This is a genomic window from Streptomyces sp. URMC 124 (genome assembly GCF_051386455.1).
Classification (GTDB): Bacteria; Actinomycetota; Actinomycetes; order Streptomycetales; family Streptomycetaceae; genus Streptomyces.
On sequence record NZ_JBPQTS010000129.1, the window covers coordinates 1 to 21885 of the forward strand.

At 69.2% G+C, this 21885-nt stretch carries 17 protein-coding genes and 2 pseudogenes; 14 read left to right on the top strand and 5 right to left on the bottom strand.

All coding sequences use genetic code 11. The features are described 5' to 3' along the window. The 9 genes and pseudogenes from ACSNOG_RS23900 to ACSNOG_RS23940 form a co-directional block, all read left to right on the top strand. Window positions 1-414: pseudogene (locus ACSNOG_RS23900) on the top strand (transposase); the annotation flags it as partial. Between the two features lie 689 nt (window positions 415-1103). Continuing rightward, window positions 1104-1718, top strand: coding sequence for a GrpB family protein (locus ACSNOG_RS23905; RefSeq protein WP_436754757.1), 615 nt, complete (start codon window positions 1104-1106; stop codon window positions 1716-1718). Between the two features lie 819 nt (window positions 1719-2537). After that, window positions 2538-3116 (top strand): Uma2 family endonuclease, encoded by a 579-nt coding sequence (locus ACSNOG_RS23910; protein ID WP_436754758.1) that lies wholly within the window; start codon window positions 2538-2540, stop codon window positions 3114-3116. A gap of 58 nt (window positions 3117-3174) precedes the next feature. After that, on the top strand, window positions 3175-3681 hold the full coding sequence (locus ACSNOG_RS23915; RefSeq protein ID WP_436754759.1) for a hypothetical protein: 507 nt from the start codon (window positions 3175-3177) through the stop codon (window positions 3679-3681). 125 nt (window positions 3682-3806) lie between these two features. Next, the gene (locus tag ACSNOG_RS23920) at window positions 3807-4808 is read left to right on the top strand and encodes a TniB family NTP-binding protein (RefSeq protein WP_436754773.1); all 1002 of its coding nucleotides are present in this window, start codon (window positions 3807-3809) and stop codon (window positions 4806-4808) included. After that, window positions 4805-5758 carry a hypothetical protein gene (locus ACSNOG_RS23925; protein WP_436754760.1) on the top strand — a complete coding sequence of 318 codons (954 nt, stop codon included), beginning with the start codon at window positions 4805-4807 and terminating at the stop codon, window positions 5756-5758. The genes ACSNOG_RS23920 and ACSNOG_RS23925 overlap by 4 nt, the downstream gene beginning before the upstream one ends. 274 nt (window positions 5759-6032) lie before the next feature. Further along, window positions 6033-6662: a histidine phosphatase family protein gene (locus ACSNOG_RS23930; protein ID WP_436754761.1), complete on the top strand. Its 630-nt coding sequence runs from the start codon at window positions 6033-6035 to the stop codon at window positions 6660-6662. A gap of 1036 nt (window positions 6663-7698) precedes the next feature. Continuing rightward, a complete protein-coding gene (locus ACSNOG_RS23935) occupies window positions 7699-8109 on the top strand; it encodes an SRPBCC family protein (protein ID WP_436754762.1) in 411 nt (136 codons plus the stop codon). A 633-nt stretch (window positions 8110-8742) separates the two neighbouring features. Continuing rightward, window positions 8743-9684: a DUF5995 family protein gene (locus ACSNOG_RS23940; protein WP_436754763.1), complete on the top strand. Its 942-nt coding sequence runs from the start codon at window positions 8743-8745 to the stop codon at window positions 9682-9684. Between the two features lie 714 nt (window positions 9685-10398). Here ACSNOG_RS23940 and ACSNOG_RS23945 read toward each other — a convergent pair. Further along, complete coding sequence (locus ACSNOG_RS23945; RefSeq protein ID WP_436754764.1) at window positions 10399-11274, bottom strand: NAD(P)-dependent oxidoreductase; 876 nt, start codon at window positions 11272-11274, stop codon at window positions 10399-10401. 130 nt (window positions 11275-11404) lie between these two features. Between ACSNOG_RS23945 and ACSNOG_RS23950 the strand changes: the two genes are divergently transcribed. After that, complete coding sequence (locus ACSNOG_RS23950) at window positions 11405-11767, top strand: winged helix-turn-helix transcriptional regulator (RefSeq protein ID WP_436754765.1); 363 nt, start codon at window positions 11405-11407, stop codon at window positions 11765-11767. A 1016-nt stretch (window positions 11768-12783) separates the two neighbouring features. On the opposite strand, the gene ACSNOG_RS23955 is transcribed toward ACSNOG_RS23950, so the two are convergent. Beyond that, a complete protein-coding gene (locus tag ACSNOG_RS23955; protein WP_436754766.1) occupies window positions 12784-13335 on the bottom strand; it encodes a 2'-5' RNA ligase family protein in 552 nt (183 codons plus the stop codon). A 1249-nt stretch (window positions 13336-14584) separates the two neighbouring features. Here ACSNOG_RS23955 and ACSNOG_RS23960 point away from each other — a divergent pair. The 4 genes from ACSNOG_RS23960 (at window position 14585) to ACSNOG_RS23975 (ending at window position 20117) form a co-directional block, all read left to right on the top strand. Continuing rightward, window positions 14585-15616 (top strand): hypothetical protein, encoded by a 1032-nt coding sequence (locus ACSNOG_RS23960; protein ID WP_436754767.1) that lies wholly within the window; start codon window positions 14585-14587, stop codon window positions 15614-15616. Between the two features lie 95 nt (window positions 15617-15711). Beyond that, the gene (locus tag ACSNOG_RS23965) at window positions 15712-17241 is read left to right on the top strand and encodes an amino acid permease (protein WP_436754768.1); all 1530 of its coding nucleotides are present in this window, start codon (window positions 15712-15714) and stop codon (window positions 17239-17241) included. A gap of 110 nt (window positions 17242-17351) precedes the next feature. Then, window positions 17352-18152 (top strand): GNAT family N-acetyltransferase, encoded by an 801-nt coding sequence (locus ACSNOG_RS23970; protein WP_436754769.1) that lies wholly within the window; start codon window positions 17352-17354, stop codon window positions 18150-18152. 1074 nt (window positions 18153-19226) lie between these two features. Then, the gene (locus ACSNOG_RS23975) at window positions 19227-20117 is read left to right on the top strand and encodes a LysR family transcriptional regulator (protein WP_436754770.1); all 891 of its coding nucleotides are present in this window, start codon (window positions 19227-19229) and stop codon (window positions 20115-20117) included. 73 nt (window positions 20118-20190) lie between these two features. Here the strand turns inward: ACSNOG_RS23975 and ACSNOG_RS23980 are convergent, their stop codons facing one another. From ACSNOG_RS23980 to ACSNOG_RS23990, 3 genes and pseudogenes are all read right to left on the bottom strand, one after another. After that, on the bottom strand, window positions 20191-21414 hold the full coding sequence (locus ACSNOG_RS23980; protein WP_436754771.1) for an MFS transporter: 1224 nt from the start codon (window positions 21412-21414) through the stop codon (window positions 20191-20193). Then, window positions 21411-21617 (bottom strand): hypothetical protein, encoded by a 207-nt coding sequence (locus ACSNOG_RS23985; protein WP_436754772.1) that lies wholly within the window; start codon window positions 21615-21617, stop codon window positions 21411-21413. Before ACSNOG_RS23985 ends, ACSNOG_RS23980 begins: the two co-directional genes overlap by 4 nt. A gap of 32 nt (window positions 21618-21649) precedes the next feature. Continuing rightward, window positions 21650-21885, bottom strand: a pseudogene (locus ACSNOG_RS23990) (alpha/beta hydrolase); the annotation flags it as partial.

The window sequence follows — 21885 nt, forward strand, 5'->3', positions numbered from 1 at the left end:
CAGCTCCTCAAAGACCGCCACGGGGATACGGTGCCCATGCCTGCGCAGGCCACCTTCTACCGGCTTGTCCACCAGTTCGCCCACCCCGCCGACCGTCCCGCGCACCGGGTCCGTAATCCGCCGATCACGGAAGACGGACGCGGGTTCACCCCGACCGTGGCACTGCGGCCTGGGGAACAGGTCCAGATCGACACCACCCGCCTGGACCTTCTCGCACTCTTCGAGGACGGCAGCCTGGGGCGGCCCGAACTCACCATCGCCGTCGGTGTCGCCACCCGGGCGATCCTCGCGGCGGTGCTGTGCCCGGGCGGGACGCAGGCCGTGGACGCAGCTTTGCTGCTGGCGGAGATGGCCGTCCCGTACCCGGCGAGGCCGTCGTGGCCCGACGCCCTGCGCTGCGCCCACAGCGCCCTGCGGTGCGACTCGACCACCTCGCCGAAACCCACCACCGCCCCACCACCAGCCTGTCCCGCCCACCTCGCTGACCAGGCAGAACACCCCTGACCAGCGTGAATACGGACAGTGCCATTAGACGCAGAAACCATCTGCGATAAAACCCGGCGCTCTCAACAAAGCTGACACACCCCCAGGCAGGATTCCCTACCAACCCGCCCCAAGACACCACAGACCGTTCTCACTCAGTCCGCAACACCCCAGCTCACACTTCCCCCCACACCTCAACCCACACCCCGCCAGCGTTATCATCACCGCGGGACGGGCGATGCCCCGGCCGTGGTGGCCGTCAGCGTCGCTGTGGTCGGCACACATGATGACCAGCCATCGGTTCCTGGCAGTCAGGGTGGTGATCAGGCGGCCGAGGTGTCCGTCGGCGGAGGCGAGCGCGGCCCTCTGAGGCCGGTGTGTCGGCTGGCTGGCCAAGGTAGCGGCCGTGGCGCTCAGGGTTGTGTACGAATACACCAGGTCCACGCGCCGGAGTGCGGCCGACGAGCGCTCCGTCTGCTGGCGGACGAAGCCCTGTTCAAGGCTGTGTATCGGACGCCCCGCCTTGGGTGCCTCTTTCCGGCCGTGTACGAGGGTACTCCAGCCGGAGCTGCTATGGCTGGTTCACTGGTCTGCGTGTGAGTCGAGGACAGGAGTCCGTCATGTCTGAACCGGGCCGCCGGCAGCAGGAGATTCCGCGCGAGTCGATGACCACTGAGGAGATCACGGCAGCGAATCCGGGGCCGGCACCCAAGCTGAACGGCCAGGTCACCCTCGCCGACTACGACCCGCGCTGGCCCGAGGCCTTCGAGCGGGAAGCTGCTGCAATCCGTGCAAGGCTCCGTGTCCCCGGGCGCCGGATCGAGCACGTCGGCTCCACGTCCGTGCCGGGCCTGCTCGCCAAGCCCGTCGTCGACATGTTGCTGATCGTCCCGGACTCGGCCGACGAAGCGGCCTACCTGCCGATTCTGGAAGGCCTCGGCTTCGAACTCGTCATCCGTGAGCCCGGCTGGTACGAGCACCGCGTGCTGCGCAAGTACGACCTCGGTCTCGGCGCCGACGCAGCCAATCTGCACGTGCTGTCGGATGGCTGTCCGGAGGTGGACCGGATGCTGCTGTTCCGGGACCGGCTGCGCAGGGACGCTGCCGACCGTACGCTGTACGCCGAGACCAAGCGGTTCCTGGCTCAGCAGACCTGGGAGTACCTGCAGAACTACGCCGACGCCAAGACCGAGGTGGTCGAGCAGATCCTTGCGCGGGCCGTCCACGGCACCTGAACGGTCCCGCAGACAATGGGAGCCGCCGACGCTTGAGTATCCTGCCCTCCCAGCCGTCCCGGCCATCAGGCTGCAACAGCCGGACTGGGGGGATGGACTGTTCGTCCAACAGCTCGCGATGCTGCAGGCAGTGGCAGAGCCGGCCGATCATGCGGTTGGGAGAGGTTGCGCTGGGCAGCGGATGGTCAGTCCCCGCGGCCGTACCGGCGGCGCCGCCAGTGGGCCTTGGCGCCGAGCGAGGCGATGATCGCGGAGAAGGCCCGGAGGGCAGCCCCGCGTGGTCGAGGCGGTCGTTCTTCACCCACGGATCTTCACGGAGGCCGGGGCATGCGTCCTCGGTAATCCTGCAGCTTGGTGAGCGGATCATTCTTCGGGTGGAGCTCGGGGACGACCTTGAGGTTGAGGAGCAGCGCGCGAGGGTCGACCGGCTCCAGCTCTTCAGCCTCCGCTGCTCCCCCGAACGGCGCCAGGTACTCGTCGATGGCGCCCAGGAACTGGTCCGGTGCGGCTTGGCCCAGCTGCCCCTCGGACAGCGCGGATGGGACTGCTCCGCACCCGCCCCTCCTTCCCTCCTCCCTGGTGGGTCAAGCGCCCCGCCCTCGGCGCACCCCGCGTCCAGCCCAGGCCGCGGGCGTGGGGTCGTGTCCTGCCATGCGCTGTCGGGGGCTCTGGTGGTCGCCAGCGGCCCGGAAGCCACCATTTCCTCATGGCGCGCGTTCATCCTCGGGTACTTCATCACTCGCTGACGATGAGCTGATCTTGTGTTGCGCAGCCGGGCGAGCGTTTTCGTAGACTTGGCTGTCGCGGATGGAGGGATCTGTGCCTGCTGTACTGCCGGACTGGTTCTACCCGTTGAGGGACAGTGGGTGGGAGGCAGACGATCTTGATCATGTCCCTGAGCTTCCCCGGCACACCGACCTCATTGATGGCTCTCTTGTTCTGATGACGTCCCCGCAGCGCAGCTGGCACGACCGTGTGATCCGCCGTCTGACCGCTGTCCTGGAGGAGCAGGTACTTGGAGACTGCACTGCTGAGGCTCGGATGACTGTGCGTCTGGACGGCAAGAACCACCTCGAGCCGGATGTGATGGTCGCGGCCGTGCCGTATGCGCCGGAGCGCACCCGGTTCCTGCCGGGGGAAGTGATGCTCGTCGTCGAAGTCGTCTCCGACGAGTCCTGCTCCCGCGACCGGGAAACCAAGCCCTTCAAGTACGCCCGCGCCGGTTCCCCCCACTTCTGGCGCATCGAAATCGAAGATGAAGGCGGCCTGCCTGCCATCCACTCCTACGAGCCGGACGAGACCACCCGGGCCTATGTCGCGACCGGTATCCACCGCGGACGCTTCAAGACCTCTGCTTCGTTCGCCCTCGAGATCAATCTGGAGGGCCTCGTCCGCTGACTGCCCGCCCCGGAGTCTGTGCAGCGAGGGTGCCTGCCGTCCTGGCGCGGGTGGTGTGGTGGGGGCGCGAGCGTCTGCAGGGCCCCGGGGGAAGCCGTCCGCGCAGCGGGGCGACCGTGAACAGCACGAGGCCGACCTCGCCGACGCCCTCGACCAGCTCCTGCGCCGCACCCGCGCCGCCGCCGGGAAGCCGCCGAAGCGACGGGGCCGCAAGAGCCCCCTCACCGCGCCCGGCCACACGGCCGTGCTCGAGGGCCTCGCCGCCGGTCCGCCGGCACCACGCCAGTCGGCCGTCCCGGATGACGGCCAGCCCAAAGAGCCCGAAACCGCGCCACACACGGCACGGGGCGGAATGGCAGGCCCGGCAGAAGACGAAAGGACGGCGCAGAGCGGGCCGGTACCGGGCAAGGGGTGGGACGAGAGCCTGGACGACCTCGCCGCCGCCCACACGACGGCCACCGTCATGGACGGACCGGAGGAAGCGGGTGCAGGCGCTTCGCCGGCTGGAGCCGGTGCCGGCGGATACGAGCTGTGGGATGCCGAAGCGGAGGCCGAACAGTGGTGAGCAGCCCTGCGGGCACGGGAGAGTCCTCGATGGACGGCGCCGCTTCACCCGCGCACCGAGCGGCCAGCTCTTCGGTGAACACCGAGGACATCGCAGGCGAGGACGGGCAGGCGCAGCCCGGGTCGGTGACCGTGTGGGAGGGGTTCGTCCGCTTCGCCACCGCGCCCGTGACCGCGCCTCCCGCGCCCGGGGCACCCCCGCGCAGCCTTGCCGAACGCCTTGCCTACCACTCGCGGTTCATCACCGTACGCACCCCGGCGATCGACATGCCGGCCAAGCAGGTGCGCACCCTGATGGTCCTGGGCCATCACCAGCAGGTCACCGCGCGCCCGTCCCTGATCGTCACCGGCCCCGCCGGGGCCGGGAAGACCACCGCGCTGCTCCAGGTCGGGCGCGCCTGCCACCTCGCCCACACCCGCCGCCAGGGCCAGGCGGCGGCCGGGCAGGTCCCTGTCGCCTATGTGCTGGTGCCGCCCGCCGCCAGCGCCAAGACCCTCGCCCTGGAATTCGCCCGCTACCTCGGTATCCCCGTGGCCGGGCGTATGTCGCAGGCCCAGATCGTCAACAGCGTCTGCCACACCTACCAGGCGGCCGGCGTGACGCTGGTGATGATCGACGAGGGCGTGACGCTGGTGATGATCGACGAGATCCACCGGCTCAATCCCCGCACCACCACCGGCGCCCAGAGCGCCGACCTGCTCAAAGACCTCACCGAGCGGATCGGCGCGACGTTCGTGTACGCCGGAATCGACGTGACGGCCACCCCCCTGTTCACGGGAGTGCGCGGGGAGCAGCTCGCCGCCCGCGCCAGCCTCGTCGACTGCGACCCCTTCCCCGCCCGCGACGGCACACACGAGCCGTTCAAAGACCTGGTACGGGCACTGGAGAACGCCCTCGACCTGCGCCACCACCGCCCCGGGAGCCTGGTACGGCTGGCACCGTACCTGCACGCCCGCACCGCCGGCCGCATCGGATCCCTGGCCCGTCTGGTCAAACAAGCAGCCCTGGCCGCGCTGGCCGACGGCACCGAACGCATCACCAAAACCACCCTCGACGCCGTCCGCCTGGACCACCTCGCCGAACAGCATTACCGCCCCCGCACCCGGGCCAAGCCCAGCCCCCGGTGAGCCAGACCCCTCTCGCGGCCCCTGCGGCCGCCGCACCCGACACCGAGCGGAGCCACGCGCCCGTCGTCGGGGCATGGGCGCGGACCCCGCCCCCGGCAGCCGGCGTATTGCGGATACGGCCCCTGCCCTACGAAGCGACCGCCTCCTACCTGGAACACCTCGCGCATGCCTACCGGCTGGCACTGCCCCAACTCCTCGACAGCACCGGCATCACCGTCCACGCCCACGGCACCACGCCCACGGCAGAACTGGCCCTCTCCTCCATTGCAGCGCGCCGAGTGGCTGCCGTCGCCCGCGTCCAGCCGGCCGACCTCGCGCTTGCGCTGCACCGCCTGACCCACCACGCCCCAGGATCCACGGCCGCCGCGCACTGGAAACCCCTCGATGTCCCGCACCGGGCCGTGGCCGCCTGCACTCTGTGCACACGGCAACACAGCCGGGGCGCGGCAGGATCCGCATGGGTCCACCGGCCCTGGCACCGCCTCGTCTGCGTCCGCCACCACCAAGCAGCCCCCGACCCACGCCTGGCGTCCCCGCTGCACACCGGCAATGTCCCCGAACTCGCCGCAGCCCGCCACGCCCACCAGCGCCTGACACGGCATCCCCGTGGTGCGAGCGCCTGGATGGCAGCACACGCGATCACCACCCGCTGGTACGACCAGCAACAACACCTCACCGACCGGTGGCACCGCCGCCTGCACCACCTCGCCCTGGCCAATGCGCACCTGGACCACACGGGAAACGCTTCAGCCACGCTCCTGGCCCGTGACCTCGTCATCTATCCAGAAACCGTCACCCTCGCCCGCATCCTGGCAACACTCCCCCACCAGAGCCGAACGCGCTCCCCCCGCGACGTCCTCGGCGTGATCGCCCATCGACTCCAACTGGCCAACCTGACGCCCGTCACCGGCGATCCCTTGACCGCCTACCTCACCCACACACGCCCCTGACCAGCAACAACGAGCACCGGCCCTGCATCCAACACGCAGTCCACCTACACGCGTGCCATCACACCCACCACAAACCCAAGATCAATCCCACACAACGACAAAACCCCAGGCCACCCCATCGAACAACCGAACCGAACAACCCGCACAACACCCGGCCACAGCCATCAACACCCACTCAACCCGCCCTCAAATCCCCACCACAAACACAAAACACCAGACCAGAGAAGCCCTACCACCAAAGACCTAGAACTCCGTCACAAGAAGGGCACCGCTCGTGCGCAGTATCCACGTCGTCACTCACCCGGAGGCGAGCCATCACGTCGAGGGACTGGTCGGGGGGTGGCACGATTCGCACCTCACGCCCGCAGGTCTGCGCGAGGCGGCCCTGATCGCCCGGGCGCTGCGGACCGAGATCCCCGAGGACGCCGAGGTCGAGCTGATCTCCTCGGACCTGCTGCGGACCCGGCGCACGGCCGAGGAGATCGCCGGGGTCTTCGGCGTCGAACCGGTCCTGGACCGCAGGCTCCGGGAGAAGTCCTACGGAGAGGCGGAGGGGAAGCCCCAGGAGTGGCTGGACAAGCGATTCGTCGCGCCGCCCGCCACCGGGGACCGGATGGGGCACGACGAGGGAGTTTCGGGCGCCGAGACGAAGGCGGAGTTCGCCGAGCGCGTCTACGCGGCCATGAACGAGATCCTGCAACGCCCCTGCGCACACCAGATCATCGTGACCCACGGTTTCGCCCTGACCTTCGTCGTGGCGGCCTGGATCAGGATGCCGATCGAGTCGCTCGGCTACATCAATCTCCGGGCGCCCTCGGGCAGCATCACCCACCTGAGCGAGGACGACTTCTTCCACAACCGCCGGCTCGACCAGCTCGGCGACACCCGTCATCTCGACGGCTGATCCCGGATCCTCCGCCCCGCCGTGCTCGGCCCCGGCCCCGGCCCCGAGCAACGTGCTGAGGTACTCGGTATCGCGCCCGCCCTCAGGTCGAGTAGTCCGCGATGCCCCCAGCCAGCGTGGAGCAGGGGCCAGGGGCCTGGGAGGAGTACCGGGGGGCTGGCTTCGCCCGGATGCTGGCCGGCGACGCCCTGCAGGCCGGCCGCCGCCGCCCGCTCCCGGTCTCCCCGCCTGGCCGGGCGTCGGCCCCCCCGACTGCTCCCTCAACGCCTGCTCTTCGTCATCGGACCGGCCGTCGATATTGGGTTGCGGGCCACGATCATCGTCAGCCTGATGCTGGTTTCTCCTTCGATTCGAAGACTCCAGGGCGCAGCGGTGCCTTCAGATCAATGGGGATGGGAGGGCAGTGATGTAACCGTCGTGGAGGGAGGGCGACGGTGCGGAACGCCAGCTCGCCCGGACATGCCCGCCATGTTTCTCAGCGGAAGGCCACGGCTGCGGTTGTCGCCGAGCAGGAGGCCGGGGGCGGGAGATGCTGCTCCGGGCAGTGCCGGATGCGAGGACGGTGACGGGGGCTGCCAGCCCCGCGGGCCATTGGGCGGCGGGCGGGCGCGGCTGCTCAGTCCATGCGCGGCTCGGGGCGGCCCGAGGTCTCCGGCCGGGCTGGAGAGCATGACGGGGTGGTGTGACGGGTGTTGGGTAGGGGCTGCGGGTGAAGGGCCCCTCGCTCGGTCTGACCGGGTACGGGTCCCGCACGCGGGTCCGGCGCTCGGCCGAAGCCTCCCGCGGCCAGTGCAGGAGCACAGTCGTGCTCCCGCCCTCACATTGGCGTCGGGGACCGCTTCGGCCCTCGCGTTCTCCGGCCTCCGCGAGTAGCACTGCAGCGGCGCCCACTTCGGAGGGCATGCACGGAGGTGGTCTGAAGGGAGCAGGGCCCGGGTGGGCGGCGGGTTGCGGCGAACGGGTGGTTGTGTACCGGCCGGTGTCGTCACCGGGCAGGAGCACCAGGCAGGGCTTCGAGTGAGGATGGGCTGGGTGCATGAGTGAATACGAGCGTTCCCGTACGATGCCGGCGCTGCCGGAGCACGTCTTCGACCAGGCGGGTGATGTCGGCCGGCTGGAGAGCTGGATGCCGGCGCAGCTGCATGTGCGGGCCCAGGAGCTGCCGGCCGTCACCATCCACGAGGACGCTACCGGCCGGGACGAGCCCGCGCTGCTGCGCACCGACCGGGAACAGATGCGTCTGGAATGGGGCACGCGCGAGGACGGCGTGTACGCCGGGTGGCTGCAGGTGGCCGGGGCCGGCAGCGGGGCCAGTGAGGTGACGTTGCATCTGTCCTTCTTCGACGAGCGCCACGACCCCGGTGCCGACACCGTGCACGCGGCGCTCGAGGGCAGTCTGGAGCGGCTGGAGGAGCAGGTGCGGCTGCGCATCGACGGCGGCGGGTAAGCCATTCGGGAGAGGCAGTGCGGTGTAGTGAGAGCGGGACCATCCGGTCCTGGCGGGCGGCAAGGACGGGCGTTCCTCGGCGGCGCCAAGGCCAGCGCCGGGGCCGGGACCGCGGCCGGGGCGGGGCCACGGAGGCGCCCGCCGGTACCGGTGCTGGAAGCCGGCGTCCCGACGCTGATGAGACCGACGAGGCCGTGGGGAGCAGGGCCGGGCCGTCGGTCTGCAGTCCTCCCCCCTCCTCCTTCCCCGGCCGGCAACTCACAAGGAACCGGGGGCGGCAGAGTAGGGTGCGCGGCCTGTGGCAGCGGCTCTGCAGTGCTCTTCGCGGCGCGGGCAGGCGGGAGGTGGCAGTCCTCGGCAGCTTCGGGCGCGCCGCCACCCGTAGGCTGCGCCCGTCTGCAGCACGTGCGCACAGGCCTTCCGGACACGGCCCTGAGACAGGCAGGTGATCTTCTGCTCGTCTACGGCGCGCGGCCGAGTGCTGCACCAAGCCGACCCTCGGGACGGCGGGCGGGCGTGGGCCTAAGGCGCTGCAGTGGCCTGCGCGGGCGTTGCCGGGCAGGCCCCGGTCTCGTTGGGCAGGCCCTGGAGCAGCCGGCAGGGGCTTTGCTCCGGGTGCAGAAGGGGTCCGGCATGCGTGTGAACAGCCTGATGCGGGCGGGAGCAGCAGGTGTAGCGGCGGCCGCGCTGTGGGCCGGGGCCGGGCAGCCTGCCGGCGCAGCAGCAGTAGGCGAGCGGCCTCCGGCCACTTGCCACGGGGTGGTTACGCAATGCGTGGCGGTGCGGGAACGAGCGCTGACGGTGGTGCGGGAGCAGCTGAGGTGTGATCACCGGGCGCCGTTCGCGGCCCTGTACGTGCGGGTGCAGCAGGCGCTGGCGCGCACGGTGCGGGAGAAGCCCCCTGTGTTTGCCGAGCCGTCCTGGGCGGGCGGGGACCTCAACGCTGCGTTCGTCGACGCCTACCTGCGCGCCTTCGAGGCCGACCGGGACGGGCGGGCCGTGCCGGAGGCCTGGCGCATTGCCTTCAGCGCGGCTCGCGAGGGGAATACGAACGCCGGTCAGGATGCGCTGCTGGGTGCGAACGCCCACATCCAGCACGACATGCCCTACGTTCTGGCGGCGCTGGGGCTGTCCGGCAGGGACGGCCGGTCCCGCAAGGGGGACTTCGACCGGGCGCAGCGGGTTCTGGACCGTGCGTACGGGCCGGCGGTGGCGAATATCGCGGCTCGCTACGACCCGCTGCTCGCCGTAGCCGACGGGCGGTGGAACCCGGTAGCGCGGCTGGGCGCACGTGAACTGCTGGTGCTCTGGCGGCAAAACGCCTGGCGCCATGCCGAACGGCTTGCCGCTGCCCGCAGCAAACAGCAGTGGCGAGCAGCCGCCCAGACCGTAGAGACCCATGCCGCCGCGTGGGGCCGGCTGCTGGCAAGCGTGCAGGTCCCCGGATACGGGCAGATGCGTGACGCCTACTGCCACAGCGGCGGACAGGCTCCGGTCACGGGTGGGCAGGAGGCAGGGTGGCCCGTGCGCGTCGTACCGGGAGGACTGCTCACAAGGGAACCGGAACGCAGGTGAACAGGCAGCCCGAGGTAACCACGGCACGCAGCTATCCGTACACAAGGGCCGGCACACAGCACCTCAAGTACCTCACGTACCTCAAGCCTCTGGAGACTTTCGCCGCCGACTGGCGGTTGAGGCACACGGCACCCGTAACCCGCCTGGGGTTTGCGTTGTCAAGGGCTACGCTGCGCTATACAGGGCGCAGCCTGGGCGGCCATCACCAGAGCGGCGGCCTGCGGGCCGAGGCGCTTGCACTTGCCCGTGTTCCGGGCGGAAAAGCGCCGAGGTGCGGCGTCCCGGACAAGGCCGGGAAGCGAACGCCCAGGCCCCCGCCGCGCAGGGCGCCAGCGCGACGACGCCCGCGTCCTGGACGGCAACGGACAGACAGACCACCGCCGGCATGAGCCCCGCCCATGGCGCAGCAGACCGCCGGCCGGGGTGCCGCCGCAGGTGGCGGGAAGGAAGCGGTCACGCCGGAGAGACCCGGTCACGCGGGAAGGACGGCGGCTCCGCTCCCCGCGGCGACGGAAAACCCGTTGGCAGAGCAGCATCCGCGGGCGGCGCCGCTTCTCGGTAGTGCGGTCGTGGTCTGACCGCGGTTTCCTGTCTGTTGTTCTCTCGGTTCTCGGGGAACCGGGGGCTGCTGTCCGTACCGGTGCCGCCCACGGGAAGCGAAGCGCACAGGAGGCGAGGCGGGCGGGGGCTGCGCCGGCGTACAGGCGGAGGTGTTCAGGCAGGTCGTTTGATGCTCTCGAAGATGCGGGCGAAGCCCTCCTTTCCGTGGCCCGCATCGATCTGGCGCTGGATGAGGCCGTCGACCATGTCGATGACCTCGGTGCTGATGCCCTGCTCGGCGCTGGCGGCCCGCAGGTAGCTCAGGTCGGAGAATTCGAGGCTCTGCTGGCCCCCGGCGGTGTAGTCGCCTGCGTCGATGACCTTCGCGTACCCGTCGAAGCCGCCGGTCATGGCGGTCAGCCAGGGCGCGGCCAGGGCGGCGAACTCGCCCGCGCTCACACCGGCCGGGGCGACCATCGCGGCGCCGTGCATGAACCCGGCGAACATGACGTACATGGAAGCGAGCAGAGCGAGGTCGTACAAAGACGCCAGTCCGGCGTCCTCGCCGAACCAGGTACTGGTGCCCCACACCTCGAGCAGCGCCTTGTGCTCGTGGAAGACGTCGGCCGAGCCGCTGTAGAGGACCGACGACCCCGGCCGGCCGATCATGGGCGGGACGGCCATGATGCCGCCGTCCAGGTAGGCGATACCGGCCCCGGCGGCCCAGGAAGCCAGCTCCCGGGACTGCTCGGGGGTCGTCGTGGTGACGTTGATCAGGGTGCGGCCCGCCAGGTCGGCGGCGAGCGGGTCGAGCACCTCGTGGACCGAGGCGTGGCCCAGCAGGCAGGCGATCACCGGGCCGCCGGCCCGGACCGCGTCACCGGCCGTGGCGGCGGCCACAGCGCCCTGGGAGACAAGTGCCGTGGCTTTCTCCGGCGAACGGTTCCAGACCGTCGTCGTGTAGCCGGCCTTTACCAGGGCGGCCGCGAGAGCGGTGCCCATCGCGCCCAGGCCAAGGACGCTCACCTGCGGGTTGCTGTCGGTGCTCATAGGGGTCTTTCCTCCGTGATCGGCGTTCGCTTCGATCCTGCGTGCCGCCGCTAGAGTTGACCAGTGCCGACCATTTAGTGGGATACGCACTTTCGGGTAAGCAGGGCTACGGCCCGGGACGGGGAACGGAATGGCTACACCAGCACGGCGTGGTCCCTACTTCTGCGGCATCGACGCGGCCATGGACGTGGTCGCCGGCAAGTGGAAGCCACTGATCCTCTGGGAACTGCACGCCCACGGTCCGCGGCGGTTCGCCGAACTGCGGCGCGGACTGCCGGGCGTGACGGAGAAAATGCTGACCCAGCACCTGCGGGAAATGGAGCAGGACGGGCTGATCCACCGCGAGGTGTATCCCCAGGTGCCGCCCAAGGTCGAGTACTCCCTCACCGAGCACGGTGTCTCACTCAACACCGCCCTCGCCACCCTCGGCGACTGGGGCACTGAGCGCATACGGCGGATCGGCGCCGGGAAAATCTCCGTGGACGCTGCCTGACAGACGGGGCCCCGCTCCCCCCAAAGGCCGTCCAGGACGGACTGCGAGGCCCCGGGAGGGGGTGCGGTGCGGTCTTTGGCCTCGCCCCGGGCTGGTGCGGCGCGTGTGCGCGCTGATCGTGGCCCCAGGGCGGTTACGGGCGCGGCGTGGTGCCGTTGTTCGTGTGCCAGGACGGCCTGGGACCGTTGCCCGGTCTGCTGCTGGAGCGGGGCAAGGCGGGCGAGGGGCGTCCGGTGAGCGCACCCAGGCTGCCAGGGCGGTCGTACGGTCTCCGCCCTCACTCCCTTAGCCTCCCAGGACCGGGAGTGAAGGGGTGGCGGTGTGTCAGGGGGCCGCGGCCGCCGCCCGTGCCCGCACTGCGAGCCGGGAGACGACGTCGACACCGAAACCGGACCGCCGACGCCCTCCACCCGTCGCGCAACTCGGTCAGCGACCCGACCGCCGCGGGCACCAGGCCGTCGGGAGCGCCCACCCACCGGGGGCGGGGGTGGTGCCAGCCGGCCGTGTCGGTGACCAAGTCCGGTGACGGCAACCGGCGGCCAGGGCCGGGGCCGGGGCCGGGCGAGTGACCGGGCGTGGCACCGCAGTGCGATGCCGACAATCCAGCCGTCCGGGCCGGACGAGTGGCACCGTCCTCCCAGAGCCTCGCCGAAGTAGCGGCGGGCTTCGACGAGCAGGTAGCGGCGGGCGAACCTGCCACGCACCACACAGACCCACGGCGGTAACGCCGACAGCCGCCAGCACGATGACGCCGACATCCTGACCGGACGAAAGAAGAACAACAACTTCGCCACCACCTCCAACAAGTCGTCCAGCGGCTGAACCAAAACCTCCACCGACCCCCGACCACTACACGGCCACCCTCGACCGCCTCACCTACAACGGCACCACCATCGAGACCGGCACCGGCTCCTACCGCCTCGCCTCGACCAGAACACGGACCGAGCGCGCTGAAGCCAGCTGACCGGAGTCCCCACGCCGGGCCGCAGCTGACGTGGCAGCGGACCAGCCAGGCCTCATGACCTGCTTCGTCCTCCGAGGGCGAACGACGCTCGTTCGTGCCACTTCATGCCGTCGTACGCCATGAGTTCAACCGACGAGACGTGAGACGTGAAGGGAAGCCTGCCTGCAAGGCCGGCCTCGATCTCTTTCAGGACGGCATCTTCCTGGCCTTGAGCGATGGTCAGGTGCGGCACGATCTCAGCGAACCGGCCCCCATACGGCGGGGCCTCGGGCCATCGATCAGCGATCGCCTCAGTGAGCTGCCGCAACTGCGTATCGGGCTCGGGAACGAGATACGACACTTCCGGGAACCGCCCACATCTCCCGAACCACAGGTCAAAGACCTGGTGACGTCCCAGCACGTCCGCGAGAGCGGAGTAGATGACCGAATCTATTCGGCTCTCGTCGAGAAACGGAAACAGCACCGTGACATGCGCTGGAATCCCGGCCCGGGCTGAGGGATCCAACCGTTCACGCCACCCGCGGACGGCCGACTCTGCCTCCGGGATCCGGACGATAAGCCCTGTCCGGCCTGCCTGAAACACACTACCGCTGTCGTCTGCCATGACACCGCATGGTGTCACCACTCCCGCACACGGCACGGCTCCTCTTCCGGCTGAACAATCCACACTGATCTCCGGACAAGCCAGCGAACGACCCACCGAGGCAATCCGGACAGCGGCCGCAACGACTTGTTGACGGGGCGGGCGGGTATTCTCGGCGGACCACCGCGCCGGCCCCTAGGCGCCCCGCTCCCCCGGCAGCCAGTGGTGCTTGGTCACGTAAGCGTCGGTTCGCCCTCCAGCTCCGCTACGATCCGCGCACGGCAGGTGGCGGCCCAGGCAATCGTCACGTGCGAGAGTGCCGGCAATCTCCATGACCGGCCGTGTGCCCGGCAAGACCGTGCGCGGATCTGTCGCCAGACCAAGGCGCTCGCCACGGCCTCGCTCATCAAGAAGGTGCAGAAAGTGCCGGTGGCCACTAGGTTCCCTACAGCCGCAGGGTGCAGAAGCTGTCCCAAATGCTGTCTGGCAGCTGAGCCTTGACCGGCGGGAGGCAGTGGACGGGATAGGTCGTGCCCCGTTACCGACGGAGCGCTACCGGACCCGGGCAGGGACACGCCCGGCACCCTCGGCCGGCGGTGGGAGCTACTGCCCGTCGGCTCCCCGCCGCAGCCTCGGCAGCCGGGCGACCAGGCGTGCGGATACTCCGGGCCTCAAAGCAGGCCCCGGCTTTGCCGGCTGGCTCGAGCCGCAGAAGCCGGTGCTGAGGCCTGGTTCCCCGAGATGTTCGCGCTGACCATAGACGCTACCTCAGACCGCGCCGTGCGACAGCACAGCCTGGAGCGGCAACCGAATGACAGGTACCGCAGAACGATATCCTCCAACTACCTTGAATATTACGGTGATTCGCTTCGTAGTACATATGCTGCACTGCTACGGTGCCCCACGACGTCAGCAGCTGTCAGGCGGCACCCGTCCCTCTTGTCCCCCTTAACGCCCTGCCCTTGCCTCGCATTGGAGCGTTGATGCCCTTCTCAGGCGGTCTGTCTCAGTCCCAGAGCGCCGTAGCTTTGTGCTTGTCTACCTCGTCCACAGCGGCCCTCCGCCGGCCGCGGTGCGCGACGCCGCAATCTCGGGCACCTGGAGCCTGCAACAGGCCGGTGTGGCACCGTCCCGCGGACGACGACAGAGCCAATCCCGGCGGCCGATTCGTCTCTCCTCCCAGCACGCTCCGGCGGCCGACTGATCGTGCCATGCCGCGACCGGCCTCTGCCGTCCAACCAGCTTTGCTACCAGCGGATGGTGCCCGCTGATGGTGAGCTACCACCCCGCCGGCCGTGACACCGCTCTCTACGCGGCGACGCAGGACGTCAAGGCCGGGCACTGGATGCAGATGCGACACGTGCTGGCCCAGACGGAGACCTGGCGGGAGTGGACCGCTCGCACGCAGGTGCTGGGCGTAGCGGCCGCCTGGCGCAACGTGGTCGAGTTATGGTTGCAGGAAGAGCCGCAGAGCGTTGCTGCTCGGGTGATGCACGCCAGGGTGACCATCGAGCGGGCACTCCACGCCCATCGCAGCAGCAAGTCGGCGAAAGACCCGCGGCGGGTTTGGCAACTGGATGAGCTGGCGGCCAGAGCCCGGCAGGCATGCCGCGGGGCGGATGAGCTGGCCACCGGCGACACGGTGATCCCCATCTACTTGCTGGCCCTGGCCGAAACGGACACGACCGGACGCTTTCCGGAGCATCGTGTGGCCCCGCCGCCGCCGGATTTCCTGCTGCCCCACGGGCCCTGGGGACTGCTGGAATCGGCGCACCGGCGGGATGGGGTCAACCGCGAGGCATGGCACCGCATGCACCGGGTACTCCAGGTCGGCCCGGGATCGGCGTATCTCAGCCGACAGGCCGTTGCGATGGATTTCGCCCGCTGGTCGGCCTCGGCCTCCAAGGCGCCGCTCGGCTCGCCATTGCTTCTCCTGCCCCTCTACGCCCATGTGGAGGAGTACCGGGCTCGGCAGAGCAGTGGTGACGTCATGCTGAGCCTGTGGTGGGTCAGAGAATCCATCACTGCGGCCATCGCCAAGGCATTCGAGGACTGGTTCGGCCACTGCGACCCGGCGGCCGGTTCCGCAACCGACCTGAACTATCCGGCCCATGCGCTGGCAGCGGGCGGTTTCACCAAGGAAGCGGCTGCCGTATTCCAAGCCATCGGCGACTTCGCCACCCCGGCCCCGTGGCAGTACATCACGCACGACCCGGACCGGTGGTGGGAGGAGTTCGAGGCGACCCGCAGCGCCTGCCTGCGGCGGCTTAAGCCGCCACCCAAGGCGGGAAGACGGCCGTGAGTATCTGTCGCCTCCGCAGGCGCGCGCCGCCGGGTCCCGCTGACGGCCCAGCCTCCCCCCTTCCTCTTCGGCTCTTCTCTGTGCGGAGATTCTCGATGCGTAGATCAGCACATGCACGATGGCAGCGGTCTGAGTTGCTGGACGACGACGAGCGCATACTCAAGGAGCTCGGCTATACCCAGCAGCTGCACCGGCGGATGGGCGCCTTCGGTAACTTCGCCGCTTCCCTGTCGGTCATCTCCATCATGTCCGGGACACTGCTGCTTTTCGGCTACGGCCTGAACAGCGGTGGACCCGCGGTGGTGGTGTGGGGGTGGCTCGCCGTGGGGCCGCTGGTGCTGTGCCTGGCCGCGGCGCTGGCCGAGGTCACCTCCCGCTATCCCACCAGCGGCGGCCTGTACTACATGGCCCGCCAGCTCGGCGGTGAGCGGTGGAGCTGGTACACGGGCTGGCTGAACCTTCTGGGGCTGCTCGGCGGGATCGCGGCCCAGGACTACGGCATCGCGACCTTCACCGCCGCCTGGGCGAACCTGCAGTTCGGCTACGTGCCGACGCCGGGGTCCCTGCTGGTCATGTACGCGGTCATCCTCGTACTGCACGCGGTCCTGAATCTCTTCGGCACCCGGCTGATGAACTTCCTGACCTCCCTGAGCGCGTGGTGGCACCTGGCCGGGGCCGTCGTCATCATCGGTGCCCTGACTCTCGTCCCCTCTCATCACCGGCCGGCCGGCTTCGTGTTCTCCGAGTTCACCAACAACACCGGCTGGTCGAGCCCCGTGTATGTGATCCTGCTGGGCATGCTGCTGCCGTGCTTCGCTCTGGCCGGCTACGACACCTCAGCCCACCTGAGCGAGGAGACCAGTGGTGCTTCCGTGGCCGCGGCACGCGGGATCATCCGCTCAGTGGTGGTGTCCTGGATCGCCGGCGGCATCCTGCTGGTCGCCTTGCTGTTCGCCATCCAGGACTACGCCGGAACACTGGGCAGCCAGACCGGGGTGCCGGTGGCGCAGATCTTCCTGGACGCTCTGGGTGTGGCGCCGGCGAAGGCGTTACTGCTGGTGATCATTGTCGCGCAGTTCCTGTGCGGCTATACCGTCACCGCCTCCGCCAGCCGCATGATCTACGCCTTCGCCCGGGACGGCGCCCTGCCCGGCTCGGCACTCTGGCAGAAGGTCAGCCGCCGTACGGCAATCCCGGCCAACGCTGTCTGGCTCGCAGTTGTTGTCGCCTTCGTGCTTGCCCTGCCGTCCCTGTATTCCGCCACGGCGTTCTCGGCGGTGACCGCGATTTCCGTCGTGGGTTTCACCCCGGCTTACGCCATCCCGGTGCTGCTTCGGCTGCGCCACCGAGACCGGTTCACCCCCGGGCCCTGGAACCTGGGCCGCTGGAGCCGGCCGATCGGCTGGGTGGCAGTGCTCTGGGCAGCCGGTGCAACAGCGCTATTCCTGATGCCGCAGTCCAGCCCGGTCACCGCCACGAGCTTCAACTACACCTCCGTCGCCTTGCTGGTGGCCCTCGCCATGGCCGGCCTGTGGTGGCGCTTCGGACGCCGCTCCTACGGTGTCCCCCGCCCCGGCACGACGAATGCCCACGACCAGATCGAAGAGGCCGAGAACATCATCTGATGACATCAGAACCGCATGCCGAGAGTAGAGTCCCCACTACCGCAGAAGCATCAAAGGCATCCGCCACCTGCTCAGAAGCCTTTCCACGCACACCAAGTCCTGGAGGCATCGTGACCGTTTCCGCAGAGTCCATAGAGTCAGTGCAGCAGCTCACCACGGTCTGGCGGACCCTAGTGCTCGACCGCGACGCGGACGCGGACGTGCGCGACCTTCCGGGCATCGCTGTTCGCTGGGCCGACAGCCGGTTCGGGTTCTTGAACTGCATCACCTTGACCGAGGCAGATGCGGGAGCGGAGCTCGTCAGGCACCGTCTGCGTCAGGCCGTGGACATCATGCGGACAAAGAAGCACCCAGGCTTCGTGTGGCTCTTCGAAGACCTTCTCGAAAACGAGGCCCGCTCCACGCTGGAGACGACAGCCGAGCAGGCCGGCCTCCAGTACGCATTCCCCGGCACGGGCATGGCCGGCGACCTGCTTCCCATCCCCGAGCCGGTCCACCCCGACCTGACGTTCGCCCGTGTACGCACCGACGAGCAGTTGCGGGACTACGCTGACCTTCAATCGCGCGCGTACGGGTTCCCCCTGGAGGAGGGCCGCGACGGTCTGGTCGGATCCACGCTCTGGAAGAACGAGATGTACGCCTACCTGGCCATGCGAGGCGACGAACCGGTGGCGTGCGCCGCGACGGTCGAAGCACAAGGCCGCCTGTTCGTCGCATTCGTCGCCACGGACCCGCAGTGGCAACGCAAGGGTTACGGCGAGGCGGTCACACGCAAGGCACTGTACGAAGGCGCGCGGGCCAGCGGGCTGACCCGCGCCACGCTGCACGCCACTGCCGCCGGAGCCCCCGTATACCCGCGCATCGGGTTCAATCCGAACACACCAATCCACTTCTACGGCCTGCAAGGCTGATCCGGTGAGCCAACTCGTCAGACCGGGCATGCGGCTGGCGAGTTGCTACCGCCTTGCCACAGCACAGCGACCAGGCCAGACTGCGAGCCCCCGGCGAACGTGCCTTCGCCCATCTGGAGACCTGGCGCATCTCAGCCGGTCCGATGCTCCACCAACCGCATCAGCGGCATCGTGGCCGCCGTCCCCACCCTCCTGAACTGCAGCTATTCAGGATGAAAGACGTTCACTGAAGCTGACTCACGATTGGCGATCGGTCTGGTCATGGCGGCTCGATGAACAGACCAGTCTCGGCGAGGCAGCCGTCGAGCAGGTGCGGACGGTACCGGATCTTCTTCAGCCAAGTTTCGTCGGCGACCTCGCGGCGCAGGCTTCGATCAGGTTCTCGCCGTCGTCGGCGCCACCAGAGGACAGCTCCCGCAGGCCGCCGAGGTAGCCGAGGTAGCCGTCGGGCTGGGCCGCACCTCCGGAGCTTAGGGGGTGAATAGCATCCCGTTGCCATCTGGCCATGTATGGGCGCGCGAGCTTCTGGCCGACGAGGGCGCAGGCCAGTCGGCGGCCGGTGAAGGTGTGGTGACGTGCGCGCAGAAGTACCAGCTCAGCACCACTGAGTGCTCTTCGGTCGCATCCCGCGAAGTCGAAGCTCTCTGACCTCGCCAGGCGGCGAACGAACGTGCGGTCAGGTCGTCGGCAGGCTGCGTTGCCATGGTCTGGCTCGACGGCAGCGAGCCCGATCTTGCGCTGTGGGCTGGGGCCGTCCGTGGAGATCACCTCGCAGGGGCGCAGGAGGCGTCGAGGAGGGGGTGGCCAGGATCTCGTCGTTCCTGATCCGGGACATGGTGCTCGGCGTGACAGCGCGTCGGCGACTGCGTCCCGCCTTGGCCTCGCGCTGCGATTCCTGGGGCGGGCCCCGACAGGCCGTACTCCGCCCAAGCGTCTTGACCGATCACTCGTATCATCACGCTTTCCCTGTTTCAGCTGGTCGGGATAACGTGACGACCGCTCAACCGTCCCGATGCGCAGGCGATCAAGCCGCGACCGGACCACGGCGGTTCGGTTCAGATCAGGAGCGCGGGGGTGGCAGTGCTGTTGGAACGTACGGAGGTGCAGACCTTCCTGGCTTTGGCCAAGGAGCTGCACTTCGGGCGGGTCGCCGAGCAACTCGGTCTGACGACCGGCCGGGTCAGCCAGACCATCAAGAAACTGGAACGACGGATCGGCGCGCCGCTGTTCGAGCGCAACAGCCGCCAGGTCAGCTTGACCCCACTCGGCCGCGACCTGGCCACGGATCTGGCTCCATTGGTGTATGGCATGGACGAGGCGGTCTGCAGGGCGATTGACCGCGCGCGCGGGACCAGTGGCCTGCTGCGCGCTGGATTTCTCGGGGCGGCGGCCGGGCAGCTGCTCCTCAAGGCCCTCGAACTCTTCACCGTCCGCCACCCCGACTGCAAGGTGACCATCCACGAGAACCAGATCCATGAAGCCATGACACGGTTGCACAACGGTGAGCTGGACGTGCTCATCACGGCCTTCCCCGTCTCCCAGGCAGTCGCCGGGCCGGTTCTGCTGTCGGAGGCCCGTGTCCTGGCCGTGCCGGCCGGATCGTTGTTGGCAGCGCATGCGTCGGTGTCGGTCGAAGTACTTGCGGAGCAACCCGTGATCCAGATGCCGGACGACACGCCCCGGGAACTGCGCCACGAACGCACGCCCAGCCACACACCTGCGGGGAGGCCCGTGCCATGCGGACCGACAGCCGCCACCTTCCCCGAGGTCTTGGCCCTGGTCGCCGCGGGAAAGGGCGTTTTCCCCGTCGGCGAGCACGCCCAGAGGTTCTACCCGCGGCCCGATATAGCCTACGTGGCCTTCAACGACGCGGCACCGGTTCAGTGGGGCCCGGTCTGGCTGGAGAGCAACATCAGCACTCGTTTGCGCGCGTTCGTCCAGGCCGCCGTCGACGCCAACACCTGACCTCCTCACCTCCGTATCGATCTGAATCCGCGGTGCTGCCGGGCTGGGGCCCGGGGCTTCTGGAAGGACCCCGTCACGGTGGTGAATTGGCTTCGGCCGTCGTCGCGGGGCGATCGGGGCGGGTCCTGGCGCGCTCGGCCCAGCGGACGGCCGGCCCCATGGCGATCCCCGCCGTGGCAAAGAGAACACCGAGCAGGAGCCAGCCGAAAGCACCCCAGCCAAGGACCAAGGTGGTCAGGACCAGAGGACCGAGCATTCTGGCCACGGCCTGCCCGGTGCCGAAGAAGCCCTGGTACTGGCCCTGCCTATCGGCGGGAGCCAGCCCGAAGCTGATCTCCCAGGCGCCCGAGGCGAGCATCATTTCGCCGAGGACCTGCAGACCTGCCGCCGCCAAGAGAATCAGCCCGGCGGTCCAGGCGGCGGACCCGGTCGCCGAGAGGGCGAAGAACGCACACGCGGCGAACATGACGAGGCCCGAGTGCCGCACGACCCGCGAGGCGCTCCTGAGACCTGTCACCCGCCGCGCGACCGGGACCTGGAAAGCCGCCACACTGAGAGTGTTGAGCACCAGCAGCGCGGAGACAGTCCACGTCGGCGCTCGGGTTTGCTGCACGATCCACAACGGTATGACCAGGCTGATCAGTGGCATGTAGAACAGCATGACCGCATTGATGCTCGTGACGACCGCGTACGGGCGATCACGCAGAACCGCGAGCCGGGGCTCCCCCGGCCTCACCGTTGCCCGGGCGACCACGGGCAGACGGCTCAGGACGAGCCCCGCGGTCAGGAAGCTGACGGCATCCATCACGAAGACGGCCAGGTAAGCCTCGCGAGTGTCGGAGCGCAGGGCGAGCCCACCAAGTGCGGCGCCGACTGCCAAGCCGGCGTTCGTCGCCGACTGCAGGAACGCGCGCACCTCCGTGCGCCTGACTTGTTCCACCAGCCCGGCCAGCAGCGCCTGCCGCGCTGCGGTGAGCCCGCACTGGCAGCTCGCGTAGAGAACGGCGGCCACCGCGAACAGCGGGAAGGAGCGCACGAACAGGAACGACGCCACCGCGAGGGCAGTGGCCAGAGCCAGCACGACGGCGGTGCCGCGCGCGCCGCGCCGGTCGGCCAGGTTTCCCAGGGGAACCCCTGCCACCGAACCGACTGCCCAGCCCACAGTCAGGCCTAAGCCGATCTCGGCTGGGGCCAGACCCACGACCCCGGTGAAGTAGAGAGCGGACGTGACGTAGAAGGCGCCGTCCCCGATCGAGTTCATCAGCTGGGCCACTGCCAGCACGCGCGGCGGCTTCATGCCTTCTTGCAGGCGGAGGGGACTGTGCGGGCGATCATGCCGATCCGGGTCCGGGCGTCGACTGCGGTGGTCGCCGCGACCTCCTGCCGGACCGCCGCCGCGTGCGGCCGTGGGATGGCTTCGCACGCTGTCGTCGCCTCGCCGCTGCGCAAGTCCCGCCAGGCGTCCTTCGCGAGCGTGTCCACATCGGCATGTCGGTTCATCTCAGTCTCCTTCACTGCTACAGCCAACTGACTCAACATGCGGCCTGAATGAGGATCTTGAAGAGCTGGTCGGGGGCGTCACCCATGACGTTGTGGCCGGAGCGGACGGCGTGGACCCGCCAGGACGGATCGGTCAGCAGACGCCGGTAGAGAGACTCGAAGGGGGAGGGCGTCTGCCAGCCGGTTGCGTAGACGTAGTCCTTACGGGCGTACGCCGACAGGTCGTGTCGGAGCCGGATGGACTGGAGGAGGGAGGCCAGGGGGTGGG

Bases quoted from the DNA above. Each gene is read 5' to 3' on its own strand.
- ACSNOG_RS23935 (WP_436754762.1), top strand. From the start codon at position 7,699: ATGAGTGAATACGAGCGTTCCCGTACGATGCCGGCGCTGCCGGAGCAC.
- ACSNOG_RS23985 (WP_436754772.1), bottom strand. From the start codon at position 21,617: ATGAACCGACATGCCGATGTGGACACGCTCGCGAAGGACGCCTGGCGG.
- ACSNOG_RS23960 (WP_436754767.1), top strand. From the start codon at position 14,585: ATGGTGAGCTACCACCCCGCCGGCCGTGACACCGCTCTCTACGCGGCG.
- ACSNOG_RS23940 (WP_436754763.1), top strand. From the start codon at position 8,743: ATGCGTGTGAACAGCCTGATGCGGGCGGGAGCAGCAGGTGTAGCGGCG.
- ACSNOG_RS23955 (WP_436754766.1), bottom strand. From the start codon at position 13,335: ATGGCAGACGACAGCGGTAGTGTGTTTCAGGCAGGCCGGACAGGGCTT.
- ACSNOG_RS23950 (WP_436754765.1), top strand. From the start codon at position 11,405: ATGGCTACACCAGCACGGCGTGGTCCCTACTTCTGCGGCATCGACGCG.
- ACSNOG_RS23945 (WP_436754764.1), bottom strand. From the start codon at position 11,274: ATGAGCACCGACAGCAACCCGCAGGTGAGCGTCCTTGGCCTGGGCGCG.
- ACSNOG_RS23905 (WP_436754757.1), top strand. From the start codon at position 1,104: ATGTCTGAACCGGGCCGCCGGCAGCAGGAGATTCCGCGCGAGTCGATG.
- ACSNOG_RS23965 (WP_436754768.1), top strand. From the start codon at position 15,712: ATGCGTAGATCAGCACATGCACGATGGCAGCGGTCTGAGTTGCTGGAC.
- ACSNOG_RS23980 (WP_436754771.1), bottom strand. From the start codon at position 21,414: ATGAAGCCGCCGCGCGTGCTGGCAGTGGCCCAGCTGATGAACTCGATC.